This is a genomic window from Actinacidiphila polyblastidii (assembly GCF_036353415.1).
Taxonomy (GTDB): Bacteria; Actinomycetota; Actinomycetes; order Streptomycetales; family Streptomycetaceae; genus Actinacidiphila; species Actinacidiphila polyblastidii.
This window is the reverse complement of record NZ_JAZEWV010000006.1, coordinates 165313-184876: the sequence shown is the minus strand read 5'-3', so window position 1 is coordinate 184876 and position 19564 is coordinate 165313. Positions and strand designations below refer to the sequence as shown.

At 73.9% G+C, this 19564-nt stretch carries 10 protein-coding genes and 1 pseudogene; 7 read left to right on the top strand and 4 right to left on the bottom strand.

The annotated features are described in order from the left end of the window. The first annotated feature begins 199 nt into the window (after positions 1 to 199). The 5 genes from V2S66_RS10580 (at position 200) to V2S66_RS10560 (ending at position 9122) form a co-directional block, all read left to right on the top strand. Positions 200 to 682: an inorganic diphosphatase gene (locus tag V2S66_RS10580; protein WP_330794335.1), complete on the top strand. Its 483-nt coding sequence runs from the start codon at positions 200 to 202 to the stop codon at positions 680 to 682. 269 nt (positions 683 to 951) lie between these two features. Further along, the gene (locus tag V2S66_RS10575) at positions 952 to 2157 is read left to right on the top strand and encodes an alanine--tRNA ligase-related protein (RefSeq protein ID WP_330794334.1); all 1206 of its coding nucleotides are present in this window, start codon (positions 952 to 954) and stop codon (positions 2155 to 2157) included. A 217-nt stretch (positions 2158 to 2374) separates the two neighbouring features. Next, positions 2375 to 5710 (top strand): GH92 family glycosyl hydrolase, encoded by a 3336-nt coding sequence (locus V2S66_RS10570; protein ID WP_330794333.1) that lies wholly within the window; start codon positions 2375 to 2377, stop codon positions 5708 to 5710. 270 nt (positions 5711 to 5980) lie between these two features. Next, complete coding sequence (locus V2S66_RS10565; protein ID WP_330794332.1) at positions 5981 to 6766, top strand: DeoR/GlpR family DNA-binding transcription regulator; 786 nt, start codon at positions 5981 to 5983, stop codon at positions 6764 to 6766. A 160-nt stretch (positions 6767 to 6926) separates the two neighbouring features. After that, on the top strand, positions 6927 to 9122 hold the full coding sequence (locus V2S66_RS10560) for an NEW3 domain-containing protein (protein ID WP_330794331.1): 2196 nt from the start codon (positions 6927 to 6929) through the stop codon (positions 9120 to 9122). Between the two features lie 44 nt (positions 9123 to 9166). On the opposite strand, the gene V2S66_RS10555 is transcribed toward V2S66_RS10560, so the two are convergent. Continuing rightward, a complete protein-coding gene (locus tag V2S66_RS10555) occupies positions 9167 to 9550 on the bottom strand; it encodes a hypothetical protein (RefSeq protein WP_330794330.1) in 384 nt (127 codons plus the stop codon). Positions 9551 to 10049: 499 nt separating this feature from the next. On the opposite strand from V2S66_RS10555, the pseudogene V2S66_RS10550 reads away from it, so the two are divergent. Then, positions 10050 to 12386, top strand: a pseudogene (locus tag V2S66_RS10550) (GH92 family glycosyl hydrolase); the annotation flags it as partial. Between the two features lie 1438 nt (positions 12387 to 13824). Next, entirely contained in the window at positions 13825 to 15873 is a 2049-nt protein-coding gene (locus V2S66_RS10545; RefSeq protein ID WP_330794329.1) for a hypothetical protein, read from the top strand. 87 nt (positions 15874 to 15960) lie between these two features. Here the strand turns inward: V2S66_RS10545 and V2S66_RS10540 are convergent, their stop codons facing one another. The 3 genes from V2S66_RS10540 to V2S66_RS10530 are packed head-to-tail and all read right to left on the bottom strand — an operon-like array spanning position 15961 to position 19462. Continuing rightward, positions 15961 to 16341, bottom strand: coding sequence for a UBP-type zinc finger domain-containing protein (locus tag V2S66_RS10540; RefSeq protein ID WP_330794328.1), 381 nt, complete (start codon positions 16339 to 16341; stop codon positions 15961 to 15963). Then, entirely contained in the window at positions 16338 to 17789 is a 1452-nt protein-coding gene (locus V2S66_RS10535) for an ATP-binding protein (RefSeq protein WP_330794327.1), read from the bottom strand. Before V2S66_RS10535 ends, V2S66_RS10540 begins: the two co-directional genes overlap by 4 nt. Continuing rightward, positions 17786 to 19462: an NAD(P)/FAD-dependent oxidoreductase gene (locus tag V2S66_RS10530; RefSeq protein ID WP_330794439.1), complete on the bottom strand. Its 1677-nt coding sequence runs from the start codon at positions 19460 to 19462 to the stop codon at positions 17786 to 17788. The genes V2S66_RS10535 and V2S66_RS10530 overlap by 4 nt, the downstream gene beginning before the upstream one ends. Positions 19463 to 19564: the final 102 nt, after the last annotated feature.

Sequence of the window (19564 nt, the reverse complement as noted above, 5' to 3'; positions counted from 1 at the left end):
CCCGCCGTGGTCCCGCGGCGGGACCGGAGAGGACGCCGGCGGGATGACGCCGGCGTAAATCGATAGCCGGGCAACGATAGCCGTATAACGATAGCCGGGCCATGGATATTCTCCGCGCGCCGCACTTGCCGTACGGCGCCGCCGCCGCCTTGATGGGTAGGGGACCGGCGGGCAGCCGCCACCGGCCGAGGAGGCACCCATGGAGTTCGACGTGATCGTGGAGATCCCGCAGGGATCCCGGAACAAGTACGAGATGGACCACACCATCCACCGCATCCGGCTCGACCGGATGCTCTTCACCGCCACCCGCTACCCCGCCGACTACGGGTTCGTGGAAGGCACCCTCGGCCGCGACGGCGACCCGCTCGACGCACTCGTCATGGGCGGCGAGCCGACCTACCCCGGCTGCCTGATCGAGTGCCGGGCGATCGGCATGTTCGTGATGAGCGACGAGAAGGGTCCCGACGAGAAGGTCCTGTGCGTGCCCGCGCACGACCCGCGCTACGCCGCCTTCCAGGACATCGCCGACGTCCCCGGCTTCGACCTGCTGGAGATCACCCACTTCTTCGAGGTCTACAAGGACCTCGAGCCCGGCAAGTCCGTCGAAGGCTCCCACTGGGAGGGCAAGGACGCCGCCTACGCGGAGATCACCGCCTCCCGCGAGCGCGCGCAGCCGGCCTGAGGGGCGGGTCGGGCCGGAAATGCGCGGGCGCCCGGCGCCCCGCCTCGTCTACCGTGGGGAGCATGAGGACCAGGCGTACCACCGCGACCGCGCGAGCGACCAGCTCGCCGGTTGCCGCTGCCTGACCCCTTCCCCCGCGAAGAGCCCGGCGGCCGGAGACGGATCGCCGGGTGGTGCGCCGCCCGCTCCCGCCCACCGCGGGCAGCGGCGCGCGGCGCCCGGGGCGACGTCTCCGGCAGCCGCGGCCGAGACCGAAAGGCCCCGCCGCCGTGAACACCGAACAGACCCGCACCGCCTTCACCGACTTCTTCCGCGAGCGCGGCCACCGGATCACCCCCGGCGCCCCGCTGCCGCGCCCTCCGGGCGACCCCGTGCTCTTCACCACCTCCGGGATGCACCCCCTCACCCCCTACCTGGAGGGCCGCCCGCATCCGCTGGGCGACAGGCTCACCGGCGTCCAGCGCTGCCTGCGCACCACCGACCTGGAGGAGGTCGGCGACGCCACCCACCTCACCGTCTTCGAGATGCTCGGCTCCTGGTCGCTCGGCGACTACGGCATGGACCGCACGCTGCGGCTCGGCCACGAACTGCTCACCGGCGTCTACGGCGTTCACCCCGGGCTGCTGCACGCCACCGTCTTCGGCGGCGACGACCAGCTCGGGCCCGACACCGAGTCCCTCGACACCTGGCGCGACCTGGGCGTGCCGGTCGAACTCACCCGGGAGGACAACTGGTGGTCCAACGGCCCCACCGGACCGTGCGGACCGGACTCCGAGATCTTCGTGTGGACCGGCGTCGGGCCGCCGCGGAACACCCCGCAGAGCGACGACCGCTGGGTCGAGGTCTGGAACCACGTCCACATGCGCTACCGCCGGCTGGACGACAACACCCTGCGGCCGCTGCCCCGTCACAGCATCGACACCGGTATGGGCCTGGAACGGCTCGCCATGGTGCTGCGCGGTGACTGCTCGGTCTTCGAGTCCGACCTCTTCGAACCCTGGACGCGCGCCCTGCCCGCCCTGTGGGACCTGGACGGCGCCCGGCTGCGGATCGCCGCCGACCACCTGCGCTCCGCCGTCGTCGTGGCCGGCGACGGCGTCACCCCCTCGGGCACCGGCCGCGGCTACGTGCTGCGCCGGCTGCTGCGCCGCGTCCTGACCCTGCTCCGGCAGGACGACCGCGCCGGCGAGGGTACGGACGGGCGCCCGCGCCGTACGCTCGCCGACCTGCCCGGCGGCCCGATCGAGCACACCCTCGTCCACTTCGGCCTGCCCTGTCCGCCGCGGCGCGCCGATGAGGTGCGCGACCTGCTGGTGGACGAGGAACGCCGCTTCACCGGCATGCTCGACCGCGGCCGCCGGGTGCTGTCCCGCCGGCGCTTCGCCGGACCGCTGGGCGAGGAGGAGTACCACTACCTGCACGACACCCACGGACTGCCGCGCGAACTGGTGGACCTGCTGCGCGGGGTGGGGTGAGGGGGCGGGCCGCGCGGCGGGGCCGGCGGGCCCCCGGCGCGGCCCCGCGCCGAACGGGAGTGACTCCGGGGGCTCTTGACATGCCCGGGGAAGCAGGGGAGAGTCAACGCGATTTAGACAACGTTGTCTTCGTCGCTCCGCCGCCGGTTCCGGCCGGTCGTCGTCGGACGTGGTCACCGTTGTCGAGCAACACGCACGCCTCCGCACGAAGGGCAGAATGGTGTCGCACAGATCCTTGCGGCGGGCAGCCGCCGCCGCGTTGACGGCGCTGGCCACCGCGGCGCTGAGCGCGGGACTGGGGGCCGGGCCCGCGTCCGCGGCCTCGGACTCCGCCGTCAGTGACCCCGTCCCGTACGTCAATCCGCTGATCGGCACGTCGAACGCGGGGAACACCTACCCCGGCGCCGTCGTCCCGTTCGGCATGCTCGCCTGGAGCCCGCAGAACTCGACGGGCAACCAGTTCTCCACGCCCGCCCCCGGCGGCTACCGGTACGACGCCACGAAGATCCGCGGCTTCAGCCTCACCCACCTGAACGGCGTGGGCTGTTCGGGCGCGAACGGCGACATCCCGATCATGCCGTACGTCGGCGACGTGACGTCGTCGCCGAGTGGGGACACCAAGGACGCGCTGTACGCGAGCACGTTCTCGCACACCGACGAGACCGCGCAGGCCGGCTACTACAAGGTCGGCCTGGCCAGCGGCGCGTCGGCCGAGCTGACCACCACCGCCCGTACCGGCACCGGGGAGTTCGGGTTCCCCGCGGACAAGCCGGCGAGCATGCTGCTGCGCACGTCCAACTCCGAGAGCGGCAGCAGCGCGGCCTCCGTCGCGGTGGACGCCGCGACCCGCACGGTGACCGGTTCGGTGAGCGCGGGCAACTTCTGCGGCCCGCAGAGCGCCAACAACCGGCACGACGTCTACACCCTCTACTTCACCGCGCACTTCGACCAGCCCTTCGCCGCGGGCGGCACCTGGACCGACGGCACGCTCACCCCCGGGTCCACCGCGGCGTCCGGCGGCACCGGCTACAGCAGCAGCGGCAACGCGGCGGCGGGCAAGGGCTCCGGCGCGTACGTGACCTTCCCGGCCGGGACGAGCCGCGTGCAGATGAAGGTGGCCCTCTCCTACGTCAGCGCGAAGAACGCCGAGGCGAACCTGAGCGCCGAGAACCCGCCGAGCCGCAGCTTCGCCTCCGTGCGCGCGCAGGCCGCCGCGCAGTGGCGCGCCGCCCTGGGCCGGGTCCAGGTCGGCGGCGGCAGCGACGACCAGCGCAGCACCTTCTACACCGCGCTCTACCACTCGATGCTGGAGCCCACCCTCACCAGTGACGTCAACGGCCAGTACCTGGGCGCCGACCGGGAGGCGCACACCCTGGCCAGGGGCCAGCACGCGCAGTACGGCACCTTCTCCGGGTGGGACCAGTACCGCGCCCAGGTCCAGCTGCTGACGCTGCTGCAGCCGCAGACCGGCAGCGACTACGCGCAGTCCCTCTTCAACTACGCGCGGCAGCGCGGCGGCGAATGGGACCGCTGGCTGCTGGAGAACGGCAAGACCAGCATCATGTCGGGCGACCCCTCCGACGCCGCGCTCGCCGGGATCTACGCCTTCGGCGGTCGCGGCTTCGACGTCAAGGGCGCGCTGAAGTCCCTGGTCGAGGCCGCGACCGTGCCGACCGCCGACGACGCGAGCAGCGCCGGCTGCAACGTCGAGTGCGTGGGCCAGCGGCCCGCCCTCGACCAGTACCTGTCGCTCGGCTACGTGCCGTCGAACGACTGCCACTGCTGGGGCGGCGCGGCCGAGACGCTGGAGGACGCGGCCACCGACTTCGGCATCTCCGAGCTGGCCGGGCAGACCGGCGACCACGCGGACCAGCGGGCGTTCCGCGACCGCGCGGGGAACTGGACGAACGTCTTCGACCCCGGCGCCACCGCGCAGGGCGGCTACATGCGCGACCGCGACGCCGACGGCTCGTGGGCCGGCGCCTCCTTCACCCCCGGCACCGGCAACGGCTTCGTCGAGGGCAGCAGCGCCCGCTACAGCTGGATGGTCTACTCCGACGTGGCGGGCCTGGCGCAGGCGATGGGCGGGAACAAGGCGGCCGTCGACCGCCTGGACGCCTTCTTCCACGCGCCGGACGGCAGCTTCGACTTCTCCGCCGCCGACGCGACCCGCTACGACCCGACCAACGAGCCGGACATCAACGCGCCCTACCTGTACGACTACCTGGGCGCGCCGTACAAGACGCAGCAGACCGTGCGGGCGGAGACCGACGGGCTGTGGACGAACACCCCGGGCGGCATCCCCGGCAACGACGACGCCGGCACGATGTCGAGCTGGTACGTCTTCTCCGCGCTCGGCATGTACCCGCAGGTGCCCAGCCGGGCCGACCTGGTGCTGTCCGCGCCGGTGTTCCCGCACGTGACGATCCGCACCGGGCTGGGAAAGACCATCAGGATCGAGGCGCCCCAGGCGTCCGCCACGAACATCTACGTGCAGGGGCTGCGGGTCGACGGCAGGAAGTCCGGCAAGCCGTGGGTCCCGGCGTCGTTCGCCACGCACGGCGGCACCCTGGAGTACACGCTCGGCAGCACGCCCGACACCGCGTGGGGCAGCTCCGCCAAGGACGCGCCGCCGTCCTTCCGCGACGGTGAGGCGCCGTTCTCCGCCGCCGCCGACCCCGGTTCCGTCAAGGTCGAGCCGGGGCACAGCGCGGACGCGTCGGTGAAGGTCTCCACGATCCAGGACGGCAGGGTGCGGGTGCGCTGGAGCGCCGCCGCCCCGGCCGGCATCACGCTGACGCCGTCGAGCGGCGACGTCACGGTCCGTGCGGGCGCTCCCGCGACCGCCAGGCTGTCGGTCGCCGCGGCCGCGGACGCCAAGGCGGGCGTCTACGCGGTGCCGTTGACCCTCACCTCCGCGGGCGGCGGCACCGAGCCCCGGGCGTGGCTGTCGGTGACGGTCGGGGTGAAGGGCACCGTGACCTGGTACGTGAACAACGAGGGCATCTCCGCGGACGACGCCGCCCCGGCGGCGAACTTCGACGGAGGCGGCTGGAGCTACTCCGCCAAGGCGCTCGCCGCCGCCGGCGCTTCGCCCGGCGGGACGGTGTCCGCCGCGGGCTTCGACTTCTCCTGGCCCCGGGTGACGCCGGGTGCGCCCGACAACATCCAGGTGGGCGGCGGCGACCAGGTCCTCGACGTGTCGGCGACGTCGGCCGGCCACACCGCGCTCAGCCTGCTCGGCAGCGCCAGCGACGGGCCGAGCTCGGGGACGGTCACGCTCACGTACACCGACGGCAGCACCGAGCAGGCCCAGATCGGCTTCAGCGACTGGACCCTCGGCGGGGGCGGCGACCAGCCGTCCTTCGGCAACGTGGTGGCGGTGCACACCACCTACCGCGACGTCATGGGCGACTCGGTCGACCCGGTGGGCACGGAGGTGTTCGCGACCGCGCCGATCGCGCTGCAGGCGGGCAAGCAGCTGGCCCGTGTGACCCTGCCGGCCACCACCAGCGGCGGCGACATGCACGTCTTCGCGGTGGCGACCGCCTGACGCCACCCGACGGGCCACCTGACGAGCCGCCGGGCGGGTCCCGGCCGGCACACGGGTGCGGCGTCCTCCACGGCCTGCGGGCCGGGGCGGGCGCCCACCCGTGCGGCGTGCACGCACGCGGCTGCGCGCCGGTGCGCCGACGAGCGCGAAACTGACTGCTGGACGCCTCTTGCGTCATGAGTGCGCAGTGCCGCTGTGCGCGCGCCGCGCCCGCGGTCGCGCGATACGCTCGGGCCTTCCCGGCAGGCGGACACGGAGAGCGGAGCGGCGATGGGGTCCCACGAGCGGTGGACGAGGTTGCTCGAAGTCCTCGGCGACAAGGGACGGATCGAGGTCGGCGAGGCCGCGGAGCTGCTCGGCGTGTCCACCGCCACCGTGCGCCGCGACATGGAGGAGCTGGCCCGCCAGCAGCTGCTCACCCGCACCCGCGGCGGCGCGGTGCTCAGCGGGGTCGCCTACGACCTGCCGCTGCGGTACAAGGCAGCCCGCCAGGCCGACGAGAAGCACCGCATCGCGCGCGCCGCGGCCGCGCTGATCCCGCCCGGCGCGGTGGTCGGCGTCAACGGCGGCACCACCACCTCGGACGTGGCCCGCGAGCTGGCGATCCGCGCGGACCTCGCCGACCGCGGCGCCGCCACCGCGCTGACCATCGTCACCAACGCCATCAACATCGCCAACGAGCTGGCGGTCCGGCCGTATGTGAAGACCGTGGTCACCGGGGGGGTGGCCCGCCCCAACTCCTACGAGCTGACCGGCCCGCTGGCCACCATGGTGCTGCAGGCCATCTCGCTCGACTACGCGATCCTCGGCGTCAACGCCGTCGACCCGCGGTTCGGCGCGGCCACCCACGACGAGGGCGAGGCCAGCGCCAACCGGGCGATGGCCGAGCGGGCCGAGAAGGTCATCGTGGTCGCCGACGCCACCAAGCTGGGCCGCAGGGCCTTCGCCCAGGTCTGCGACGTCGCGGAGATCTCGGTGCTGATCACCGACCGGGAGGCGCCGGAGGAGATCGTGGAGCGGTTCACCGCGCAGGGCGTGGAGGTCCAGCGCGTCTGAGCACGCGTCAGCCGGCTGCTTCGCGGTGATTGTTCCTGCTTGCACATGCGTGTTTTCGCCCTTCTCTTGTCAACTTTGCGCATCCCTGCCTAGATGGTGCCTGCAACGGTTCTGGATCAGCCGCCCCAGGGCGGCCCGACCGATCAGTGAGGCTGCCCCCGTGACACCATCCCTCGCACGGCGCGTGCGCACCGCCCTGGCAGGCTGCGGCTCGCTCGCCCTCGCGTGCACCGCCCTCCTGCTCACCGCCCCGGGAGCCGCCGCGGGCGCCCCCGCCGCGGCTCCGGCCGCCGCACCCGCGGCCGCCACGGCCCCGTACCCGAACTACGCCCCCACCCCGCCGATGGGCTGGAACGACTGGTCGTACTACCAGTGCGACATCGACGAGCAGACCATCCTCGGCAACGCCCGCGCCCTGGTCACCAGCGGTCTGGCGGCCAAGGGGTACGACACGGTGACCACCGACGACTGCTGGATGGCGCAGTCCAGGGACGCCGCGGGCGACCTGGTCTCCGACCCGGTCAAGTTCCCGCACGGCATGGACTGGGTGGGCGCCCGACTGCACGCCATGGGGCTGAAGTTCGGCATCTACGAGGACGCCGGCACGCAGACCTGCGGCGGCTACCCCGGGTCGCTCGGCCACTGGCAGCAGGACGCCGACCTCTTCGCCCGGTGGGGCGTCGACTACGTCAAGCTCGACGGCTGCAACGTGCCCACCGTGCCGGGCGAGACCGACGAGCAGAGCTACCACGACACGTACGCCGCCTGGAGCCGGGCGATGCTCGCCACCGGGCGGCCGATGGTCTTCTCGGTCTCCGCGCCCGCCTACTTCCAGGGCGGCCCCGACTGGAACCAGGTCATCGGCTGGTCCGCGCAGGTCGGCAACCTGTGGCGGGAAGGCGCGGACATCGCCCTCGGCCAGGCGAGCGGCCACGAGAAGTGGGACTCGCTGACGTACAACTACGACTACAACGTGGGCCTCGCGGACCTGCAGCGCCCCGGCCGCTGGAACGACCCCGACTTCCTGCTCGCCGGCGACTCGGGGCTGACCCGCGACGAGATCCAGAGCCAGATGGCGCTGTGGTCGATGATGGCCGCGCCGCTGATCTCCAGCACCGACCTCACCCACCTGTCCGCCGACGCCCTCGCGGTGCTCGGCAACAAGGACGTCATCGCCGTCGACCAGGACCGGCTCGGCCTGCAGGGCCGCGTCGTGCAGCAGGGCGACGGCTACGACGTGCTGTCCAAGCCGCTGGCCGGCGGCGGACGCGCGGTGGCGCTGTTCAACCGCTCGTCCGCCGCGCGGACCGTCACCACCACCGCGGCCGCGGCGGGCCTCGGCCACGGCTCGTCCTTCGTGCTGGAGGACCTGGTGGGCAAGGGTGTGACGCGCAGCAGCGGCACGATCGCCGCGGACGTGCCGCCGCACGGCACCGTGATCTACCGGGTGACCGCGGGCGGCGGCCACGACATCGCCCCGGCCACCACGCTCACCTGGCGGGACGTCAGCACCGCGGGACACCCCGGCACCTACACCGTCGGGCTGACCGACCTCGGGCCGACCGGCCTGTCGGACGCCTCACTGTCGCTGTCCGCCCCCGCCGGATGGACGGTGAGCCCGGCCCGCGCCCGGCTCGGCGGTGTCCGCCCCGGCGCCACCGCCACCGCCACCGTCCGGCTCACCGCCCCGCAGGCCGCGCCCGGCACCACCGTCTCCACCATCACCGCCAGGGCCTCCTACCGGGCGGGCGCCGCGGGAGCGGCGTCGGTCGCGGGGCCGCTGACCGTCACCAGCGTGGTGCCCTACCCGACGCTCGCCGCCGCCTTCGACAACGTCGGCGTGACCGCGGAGGCCGACACCGCGCCCGGCGACTTCGACGGCGGCGGCGACAGCTACTCCGCCGAGGCGCTCGCCCAGGCGGGCGCGACCCCCGGTGCCACCGTCACCGCCAACGGCCACACCTTCACCTGGCCGGACGCAGCCCCCGGCACCCCCGACAACGTGGCCGCCGCCGGGCAGGCCGTCCAGCTGACCGGACAGGGCAGCACGCTCGCCTTCCTGGGCGCCGAGGCCGGCTTCACCTCCGGCACCGTCACGGTCGCCTACACCGACGGGACCACCAGCACCGGCACCCTCGGCTTCCCCAACTGGTGCTGCTCCACGACCACCGACTACGGCGCGCAGACCGCGCTCACCACCGACCACCGCGACACGCCGGGAGGCCCGGCCAACTTCGGCACCAGCTACCGGGTGTTCACCAACACGGTGCCGCTGACGGCCGGGAAGACCGTCCGCACCGTCACCCTCCCGGACCAGTCCGCGATCCACGTCTTCGCGCTGTCCGTCACCCCCTGACCCCGCCCAGCACCCCGTGGCGGGCCGGACGGGCCGGGCGGTCCCTAGACCGTGCCCGGCCCGTCGGGGTCGTCCGGGTCGCCCGGCCACAGGCTGTCCGCGCGCAGCGCGAGGTCCTGCAGCACCTCGGCCGAGGTGATGTCGGTACGGCCCGCGTCGTGCACCTCGGCCAGCTGAAGGTAGATCAGCGAGAAGGCCCCGGTGAGGCGTTCGATCACCGGACCGAGCTGGAGGCTGAGCGCCTCGCCCAGTTCGGCCGCGGTGGCGTCGGAGGGCAGCGCGATCGTCGGCATCGTCTCGTTGAGCAGCGCCCGGACGTTGTCGCCCGACACGTCCTCCCGGTCGGGGTTCTCCTCCAGCAGGGTCTGCATCTGCTTCGCCTCGGTGAGGACTCCGATCACCCGGCGCACGAAATCGCTGTCTTTCATGCGGGGAGCGTACGCGGCGCGGGCGGTCCTGACGCCGCTGCCCCTGCGGCGTTTCAGGACCCCGGCCGCAGGTTTCACGCCTCCGTGCCGTACGCCGTCACGGGGACCGGCGGTACGACAGCTCCGGGCGGCCGACCTGCCCGTACCGCGGTGCGCGCACCGCGCGGCGGCCGTCCACCAGCTGCTCCGGACGGCGGCGGCCCGGCCCGGGAGACGACGGCCGCCCGCACCGCCTGGTCCGCGGACAGCCCGTCGGGCGCGGCCGCGCGCGGCGCCAGGGCCACCGCCTCCCGGGCCGGGCCGCTCAGCCCCTGGGGGAGCGGGGCGGCGCGCCGCGGTGCGATTGTTCGCGCCGCACCATTGACGCCGGGATGCGGGGAGGACAGGATTCCTGACGTCCCATCGGCATGTCCAGCGTCACCAGCCCCTCGGGCCCCACCTGGTGCACATGTTGTCTGACAACGTTGTCAAAGGAGTAGAGGACAGGATGGCTCCAAGGATGCGAAGCCTGCGGGCTCCGGTCGCGGTGGTGGCCGCCGCGCTGATCGCGGCGGGGGCGACGGCGCTGCCCGCGCAGGCGCGGTCCGGCGCCGCCCCGGCGACCGCCGGCGCCGGCGACCTCACCCACCTGGTCGACGCCTTCATCGGCACCCAGAACGACGGCAACACCTACCCCGGCGCCGCGGTGCCGTTCGGCATGGTGCAGCTGTCGCCCGACACCGGGCACAACACCGGCTACGACTACGACCAGGACCACATCCGCGGCTTCAGCGCGGTGCACCTGTCGGGCGTCGGCTGCGGCCTGGGCGGCGACCTGCCGGTGCTGCCCACCACCGGCGCGGTCACCGCCACCGACGACGCCGCCTACGCGGCCACCTTCAGCCACGCCGACGAGACCGCCTCGCCCGGGTACTACAAGGTGCGGCTCGGCACCGGCATCACCGCCGAGCTGAGCGCCACCGACCGCACCGGCTGGCAGCGCTACACCTTCCCGGCCACCGACCAGGCCAACGTGATGCTCGACGCCGGCCAGGCGCTGCACAAGGTGACGTCGAGCACCGTGACGGTGCTGGACGACCGCACGGTCGTCACCGCCATCACCGGCAGCGGCTTCTGCCAGGACACCAAGCCGTACACCGTGTACACCGAGACCAGGTTCGACCGGCCCTTCGCCTCGTACGGCACCTGGAACGGCGCCGCGGTCAGCGCCGGCAGCCGCACCTCCACCTCGACCGGACTCGGCGGCGCGTACGTGCGCTTCGACGCCACCCAGGACCACTCGGTCACCGCGGTCACCTCGCTGTCCTGGGTCGGCGCGGACGGCGCCGCGAAGAACCTCGCGGCCGAGGGCGCCGGCACCTTCGACGCCACCGCGGCCGCCGCCAAGCAGGCATGGCAGGACCGCCTCGCGCAGATCCGGGTGCACGGCGGCACCGACGAGCAGCAGCGCACCTTCTACTCCTCGCTGTACCGCTCCTTCCTCGCGCCCAACATCGGCAGCGACGTGGACGGCCGCTACACCGGCTGGGACGGCAAGGTGCACGCGGGCGACGGCTCGGTGTACTACCAGAACTGGTCGCTGTGGGACACCTACCGCACCCAGCAGCAACTGCTCTCGCTGCTGGCGCCGCGCGAGTCCCGCGACATGGCGCTGTCGCTGCTGCGCGTCGCCCAGCAGAGCGGCTCGCTGCCGCGCTGGGGCTACGCCACCGCGGAGACCAACATCATGACCGGCGACCCGGTCACCCCCTTCCTCGTCGACGCCTGGCGGCAGGGCCTGCTCAAGGGCCACGAGGAGGAGGCGTACCGGGCGCTGAAGAAGCACGTGGACACCGTCCCGCCGGCCGACTCGCCGTCCGCGGTGCGTCAGGCCGACCAGGAGTACCTGGCGGGCGGCTTCGTGCCCTACGACCCCGCGCACCCCGGCAAGCCCGGCGACAACGACTACCAGCACGGGCCGTCCGCGACCCTCGAATACGCCCTCGCCGACGCCGCGGTGGGCGGCATGGCGCAGACCCTCGGCCACACCGCCGACGCCCGCCGCTACCTGGCCCGCGGCCAGAACTACCGCAACATCCTCGACCCGGCCACCGGCTTCTTCCGGGCCCGCGACACCGACGGCGTCTTCGTCGGCCCGTCCGACCCCGCCTCCAGCGTCGGCTTCCACGAGGGCACCTCGTGGCAGTACATGTGGCTGGTGCCGCAGGACGTGCCCGGCATCGTCGGCCTGATCGGCGGCAACGCGGCGGCCAACGCGCGGCTCGACTCCTTCTTCGCCTACGACCAGTTGCTGAAGGACCCGGCCGGCACCGCGCGCACCGTGTGGGTCAACGGCCCCTACTCCTACTACAACCAGGACAAGTACAACCCGCAGAACGAGCCGGACCTCAGCGCCCCGTACACCTACCTGTCCACCGGGCAGCCGTGGAAGACCACCGACGTGGTGCACGCCGCGCTCACCCTGTTCACCGACGCGCCCAACGGGGTGACCGGCAACGACGACCTCGGCACCATGTCCGCGTGGCAGGTGCTGTCGTCCATCGGCATCTACCCGATGAGCCCCGGCACCGACCTGTGGGGCCTGTCCACGCCCGTCTTCGACCGGGTCGACCTCACGCTCGACCGCGCCTCCTACCCGCACGGCCGGCTCACCGTCACCGCGCCCGGCAGCAGCGACACCACCCGCTACATCCAGTCCGCCACGCTCGGCGGCCGGCAGCTGCGGAACACCTACCTGAGCACCGGTGACATCCGCGCCGGCAAGGACATCGCGCTCACCCTCGGCGCCACCCCGTCCTCGTGGGGCACCTCGGCCGCCGCGGCGCCGCCGGCGCTCGACCGGGTGCCCGACACCCAGCGGCGCACCGCCGCGGGCGTCTCGCCCGCCGCGCCGGGGCTGCTGGCCGGCGGCGCGTCCGCGGACCTGACCGTCTCGGCGGTGCTCACCGCGCCCGGCACGGCCACCGGGTCCGTCGCCGTCAGCGCGCCCTCGCCGCTGACCGCCACCCCGCGGGCCGCGACCCTCCGGGTCCGCTCCGGCAGCGTGCCCGCCACCCAGCAGGTGACGGTCCGCGTCACGGCGCCCGCGGGCACCCCCGACGGCACCTACCCGCTGACCGTGCGGGTGCGGCAGAACGGCGGCCCGCAGGTCACCAGGACGGTGCCGGTCTCGGTGACCGCCGCCACCTGCCAGGGCGCCACCGGCTCCTGCCCCGAGGACCTCTCGGCGCAGTACGACCTGGACGGCGTCGCCGCCGCGGGCGCCACCGCCGGCGGCGACTTCGACGGCACCGGCACCAGCTTCCCCGCCGACCTGCTGCCCGCCCCCGGCACCGGTGTCCTCGCCGGACGCGCCTACGACTTCCCCGACACCACCGGCGGCGCGGCCAACTTCGCCACCGCCCACGGCCAGACGGTGGCGCTCACGCCCCGCGCGTACTCCGCGCTCGACGTGCTGCTCAGCGCCCACCACGGGGACGTCACCGGGACCGCGACCGTGCACTACGCGGACGGGAGCACCGCGCCGGTCGCGCTGAAGTCGACCGACTGGGCGGCTTCCGGGCCGCGGCTCGGCGAGGACACCGCGGTGCGCTGCGACAGCCGCTATGACGGCCACGGCGCGTCCGACGGCGTCGCGGTCAGCCTGTGGCACCTGGCGGTACCGCTGGACCCCACCAGGACGGCGGTCTCGATCACCCTTCCCGACGACACCCGGATGTCGCTCTACGCGCTCAGTGGGCGCAACGCCTGACGGTCCGTCACCGGACCGCTGGGAACGGCGGCCGCGCCCTCGCACGACCGGGCGCGGCCGCCGCGCAGAGCAGCGCCGACAGCGCCCACCGGACGACCCCTGGACACCAGGAGCGGTGGGGTCTTCACCAGCCGTCTGCACACCCCGGCGCCTACGGGTGGTACCGGCTGGTGGTGACCGCCGACGCCGGTGACACCTCCACCTCGCTCGCAGTGGTGGAGATGCTCGGGAGCAGCGGCTGAGCAGGGGGCCGGCAACGCCCGGTACCGAGTGGCAGGTGCGCGAGCCGGCTCGATAAGGTGCGCGTCTTGCTGTTCATGCGCGCCATACGCGCGGACGCCCGCGGGCCGGTGCCCGCGGGCGGACCCCGTGCTGCGCGAGGAGGGGGGAAGCCGCCGTGGAGTGGGACGAGAAGGACGGAGCGGCGCCCGGCGCGGGGGCGCCTGCGGCGCCGGTGAGCCCGGCTGACGCACCGAGCGTGCCCGCGCCGGGGGGCGCGGCGGACGTCGCGGACGCTCCGCCGGTGACGCGGCCGAGCGTGCCCGCGCAGGCGGACGAGGCGTCGAGCCCGTCACCGGCCCGGGGAGCGGTGCGCGTCGCGGACGCGGTGCCGGCCGCGCCGCAGCGCGCGGGCGGTGCGGAGTCCGCCTCCGGCGCGGCGGGGACCGCGGACGCGGTGCCGGCTTCGGCGCCGAGGGCGGGTGGTGCGGTTGAGGCCGCGAGCGTCGCCGCTCCCGCGGAGGCGGTGGGTGCCGCTCCTGCGGATGAGGTGCGCGTCGCGGACGCGGTGCCGGCCGCGCCGCAGCGCGCGGGCGGTGCGGAGTCCGCCTCCGGCGCGGCGGGGACCGCGGACGCGGTGCCGGCCTCGGCGCCGAGCGCGGGTGGTGCGGCTGAGGCCGCGAGCGTCGCCGCTCCCGCGGAGGCGGTGCCGGTCGCGCCGCCGTTGGGCGAGTTCGGAGCACCGCCGGCACCGCCGGCGTACGCACAGTCGCCGTACGCGCCGGGGGCCGGGGGGTACGGCTATCCCGGGCAGCCGCCGTTCCCGGCGCAGCCGCCGCAGCCGCCGGCCGTCCCCAAGGGGCCCGCGGACCCGCTGCGGCCGGTGGCCGTGGGGTTGCTCAACCTCAGCGGCCTCGGGCTCGGTTACGCCCTGACGCGCCGGTGGATCGCCATGCTGGTGTGCTGGGCGGCGACCGTCGTGCTGCTGGTCAACGCGCTGCCGGCCGATCCGGACGGGGTGCCGCGCGGCCTGGTCACCGGCTACCTGGCGGTGCTGGTCCTCGCGGCGGCGCACGGCGCGCTGCGCGCGCTGCGGACCCCGCTGAGCTGGCCGCCGAAGGCGCCGATCGCCGTGCTCCTCGGCCTGGTGCTGCTCGCCGCCCCGATCGGCGGCGTCGCGTCCTACGACAGTGCGCGCGACGAGGCGACGCAGAAGATGCTGCTCGACCGGCTGGCCGCGGCGGACACCCTGGTCCAGGCCGCCAAGGCCAAGCCGTTCGACGCCGCGCAGGGCGACTACAGGACCGCCCTGGCGACCTACCGCGACCTGCACCGCGACCACCCCGGCTCGCGGGCGGCCCAGCGCGTGCCCGACCGGCTGACCGCGTACTACACGGCGATCGGCGCGCCCTACGACCAGCAGAGGTTCTGCGACGCGATAGCGCCGCTGAAGTTCCTCCGGACGGTGCCCGGCAGCTACGGGGCGAAGGACCTCGGCTCGCTGGCCGGCTGGCCGGACGACCGGCTTGCCACCTCGCTCTACGAGTGCGGCGCCGCCGACCTCGCGGGCGGCGGCACCGGCGTCAACGGCGGCGAGGACGACTTCGCCGAACTGCTCACCACCTTCCCCCACTCGGCGCCGGCCGCGAAGGTCGAGCCCGCGGTCGCCGCGGGCATCACCGCCGCGGCCCGGAAGGTCGGCGGCAGCGACCCGTGCGCGGCGTCCGACCGGCTGCAGGCGCTCGGCACCCGCGCCGCCGACCTGCCGGGCGACGCCGCGGGACAGTCCACCGCCCTGACCGCGGACTCCCGGCGGGCCGGCGGTTACGTGGAGTCCGCGACGTACGCGTGCGGGGTGCACCAGTACAGGAGCGGTGACTTCGCAAGCGCGCTCGACACCGTCAACGGCTTCGTGAAGACCTATCCGCACGACCGGCACCGCGCCCTCGCGCAGAAGTTCGCGATCGCCGCGGAGATCGCCAAGGAGAACCCGGCGGCCGGCAAGCACGTGCCGACCCTCGCCTCCGGCGGCGGCATCGACGTGACGGTCAGCAACGACAGCCCGCACCCGATCGTGGTGCTCTACACCGGTACCGTCACCGGCACCTTCACACTGCCCGCCTGCGGTGGGTGCACGACGTACTCCAATGAGACCACCGCCCGCGCGACCGCCTGCGACAACGGCAAGCACTACCCGAAGCGGACCCTCAGCCTGCCGCCGGGCACGGTGTACTTCATGCACAGGTCCGCCGCGCCGGGCGGTTCGAGTTCGTCCGCCGACTCCGAGACGCTGCGGTACGGCTACGTCTACACCGAGTGCGCGTACTCGGTGAAGAGCGAGTTCGGCCTCTGAGCCCCGGCCGCCGAGCCCGGACCATGTGCGCGACGCGCCCCCGGCCGATGGCCGGGGGCGCGTCGCGTCGGGGCGGCGGGCCCGCGCTCAGTGCAGGTGGCTCTGCCAGTCCGGGGGAACCCGGCCCTCGGGACCCGGCACCGGCTGGACCGAGGGGTGGGCGGTCGGCGGCGTGAGGGCCGGGCCGTCCTCCACGTAGGACTCGGTCACGTAGTTCCAGAACCAGTCCTCGCCCGGCTCGTAGCTCTGGATCACCGGGTGCCCGCTGGCCTGCGCGTGGGCGCTCGCGTGCTGCGCGGGCGAGCTGTCGCAGCAGCCGATGTGCCCGCAGTTGGCGCAGCGCCGCAGGTGGAACCACCAGCCGCCGGAGTCGTCGCAGTCGACGCAGCCGGTGCCGCTGGGCTGGGCGGACGGGTCGATGGCGACGGCGCCGCCGGGTGTCTCGTCCGGCGTGTTCAGCGAGGTCATGCGGATGCCTCCTCGGCGTCGGGGTCGGCGGCCGCGGTGAGCGGCAGCCGCACCCGGAAACGGGTGTTTCCCGGCTGGGACTCGACCTCCAGGTCGCCGTGGTGCTTGTTGACCACGATGCGCCAGGAGATGTCCAGGCCGAGACCGGTGCCCTGGCCCACCGGCTTGGTGGTGAAGAAGGGCTCGAAGATCCGGCTGCGGATCTCCGGCGGCACGCCGGGGCCGGTGTCCAGGAAGTCCACCACCAGCCTGCCGTGGTCACCGGAGGTGCGCACGGTGAGCGTCCCCGAGCCGTCCATCGCGGCGACCGCGTTGTCGATCAGGTTCGTCCACACCTGGTTCAGCTCGCCCGGGTAGGCCGGGATCCTGGGCAGCGTGTGGTCGAACTCCCTGACCACCTCCACCCCGGAGCCGAACTTCCCGCCGAGCATCTGCAGCGTGCTCTCCAGCAGTTCGTGCACGTCGACCACCTGGTAGGGGGCCCGGTCCAGCTGCGAGTACTGGCGGGCCGCGTTGACCAGGCCGGAGATGCGGGAGGTGGAGTCCTCGATCTCGTTCATCAGCAGCTCGGTCTCGACCGTGTAGTTCAGCCAGCGCAGGGCGCTCTCCAGCAGCTCCTCCTCGACCGCCGCCGCGACCTGGTCGAGCCACTCCTCGTCGAGCCCCGCCTGCACGAACACCGGCGCCAGCACCCAGCTCTCCCTGATGCCGTGGTCCTCCAGCCAGTCGGAGACCGCGTCCTCCTGGTCGGAGGCGTCCAGCGGGCTCAGCTGCTCCGCCTTCGCCACCCGTTCCGCCGCCCGCTCCTGGATGCCCACCAGGGCGTCCAGGTCGGCCTGCCGGTACGGGCCGCCGGCCAGGATCTTCAGCTTGTGCCGCATCCCCGCGACCCGCTCGCGCAGCGCGGCGGTGGCCCGCAGCGACGCGGCGGCCGGGTTGTTCAGCTCATGCGTCAGCCCCGCGGACAGCGAGCCCAGCGCCAGCAGCCGCTCCCGCTGGCTGACCCGCTGCTGGAACTGCTGGTTGCCGAAGAACAGCCCCTCCAGCAGGTGCACGGCCATCGGGAACCACTCGTGCACGATCCGCGCGAACTCGGCGGCGGTCAGCACGAAGAAGCGCGACGGCTCGGTCACCCGCATCGAGTTGGTGTAGAGCTGCGGCACCCGGTCGCCGAGGTACGCCTGGAACGCGCCGGCGTACACCCCGCGCTGCGAGGTCCTGTTGATCTCCACGTCGTCCGCGCCGACCCGCCGCGAGGTCACCAGGGTGCCCTCCAGCAGGACGTAGAAGCACGTGGCGTCCTCGCCCTCGGCGTACACCGGGCCCGGCTCCACCACCTCCGTCCGCCCGGCCCGGCACAGCTGCGCGAGCTGCTCGGGCTGGAGCTTCTCGAAGAGGAACAGGGTGCGCAGCTCGTCGGGGTCGCACAGCGGCGGTCGGACGGTCACAGCCCCTCCAGGTATCGGTGCACCAGCATCACGGCCATGGCGCCCTCACCGACGGCGGAGGCCACCCGCTTGGCGGACTCCGAGCGCACGTCGCCCGCGGCGAACACGCCGGGCACGCTGGTCTCCAGGTGGTACGGCGGCCGGTCCGGCTCCCAGCCGGCCGGCACCCCGCTCTCCGAGTGCAGGTCGGGACCGGTCAGCACGAAGCCGTGCCGGTCGCGGTGCACCACGCCGTCCAGCCAGTCGGTGCGCGGCGCGGCGCCGATGAAGACGAACATCCGCTGCGCGTCGACCAGTTCGGTGCGGCCGCTGGCCCGCTCCCGCAGCGCCAGGCCCTCCAGGTGGTCGCTGCCGTGCACGGCCGAGACCTCGGTGCCGGTGCGGACCGTGATCTTCGGTATCGCGGCGATCTGCTCGATCAGGTAGTGCGACATGGACGCCTCCAGCGACCCGCCGCGGACGAGCAGCGTCACGGACTTGGCGTTGCGCGAGAGGTAGACGGCCGCCTGGCCCGCGGAGTTGGCCCCGCCGACGATGTAGACGTCCTGGTCCTCGCAGCCCGCGGCCTCGGTCAGCGCCGAGCCGTAGTAGATGCCGCGGCCGGTCAGCTCGTCCACGCCCGGCACGTCCAGCCTGCGGTAGGCGACACCGGTCGTCAGCAGCACGCTCTGCGCGGTGATCGCGGAGCCGTCGGCGAACCGTACGGTCCGCGCGGGGCCGCCCACCTCCAGGCCGGTGACCTCGCACGCGGTGAGGATCTCCGCGCCGAACCTGGTGGCCTGGCGGCGGGCCCGGTCGGTGAGCTGCGCCCCTGACACGCCGTCGGGGAAGCCCAGGTAGTTCTCGATCCGGGCGCTCTGCCCGGCCTGGCCGCCGGTCGCGGTGCGCTCCACCAGCACCGTGCGCAGCCCTTCCGACGCCCCGTACACCGCGGCGCCCAGCCCCGCCGGGCCGCCGCCGATCACCACCAGGTCGTAGAACTCCTCGGCCGCGGTGGTGGACAGGCCCACCCGGGTCGCCAGGTCCTGGTCGGTCGGCTCGACCATCACCTCGCCGCCCGGCGCGATGACCAGCGGCAGCCGCAACCCGTCGCAGCCGGCGGCGGCCAGCAGCCGGGTGCCCTCCGGCTGGTCGGACAGGTACCAGCGGTACGGGATCTGGTTGCGGGCGAGGAACTCGCGGACCCCGGAGGACCGGGCCGACCAGCGATGGCCGACCACCTTGGTCTCCGGCACCGGCCGGTGGTCCGAGGCGAGCCAGCTCTCCAGCAGCGCGTCGACCACCGGATAGAGCTTCTCCTCCGGCGGGTCCCACGGCTTGAGCAGGTAGTGGTCCAGGTCGACCACGTTGATCGCGTCGATGGCCGCGCCGGTGTCGGCGTAGGCGGTGAGCAGGATCCGGCGGGCCCCCGGGTAGACGTCCATGGCCCGTTCCAGGAACTCGATGCCGTTCATGTCCGGCATCCGGTAGTCGGCGAGGATCACCGCCACCAGGTCGCCGCGCAGCTTCATCTGGCGCAGCGCGTCCATGGCGGCGTCGCCGGACTCCGCGCGCACCACGCGGTACCTCTCGCCGTAGCGGCGCCGCAGGTCACGCGCCACCGCCCGGGAGACCCCCGGGTCATCGTCGACGGTGAGGAGCACGGCGCGGCGTGGGCCGTCCGGCGGTGTCATGGGCATCCCCGTCCCGGTTGTCGCCTGAATCCCCGTGTACAGGCACTTCTCCGCTTCAGCCTAGTGTCCGCACCCGGAACCCGCACGGGCGTTCTCCGGCGG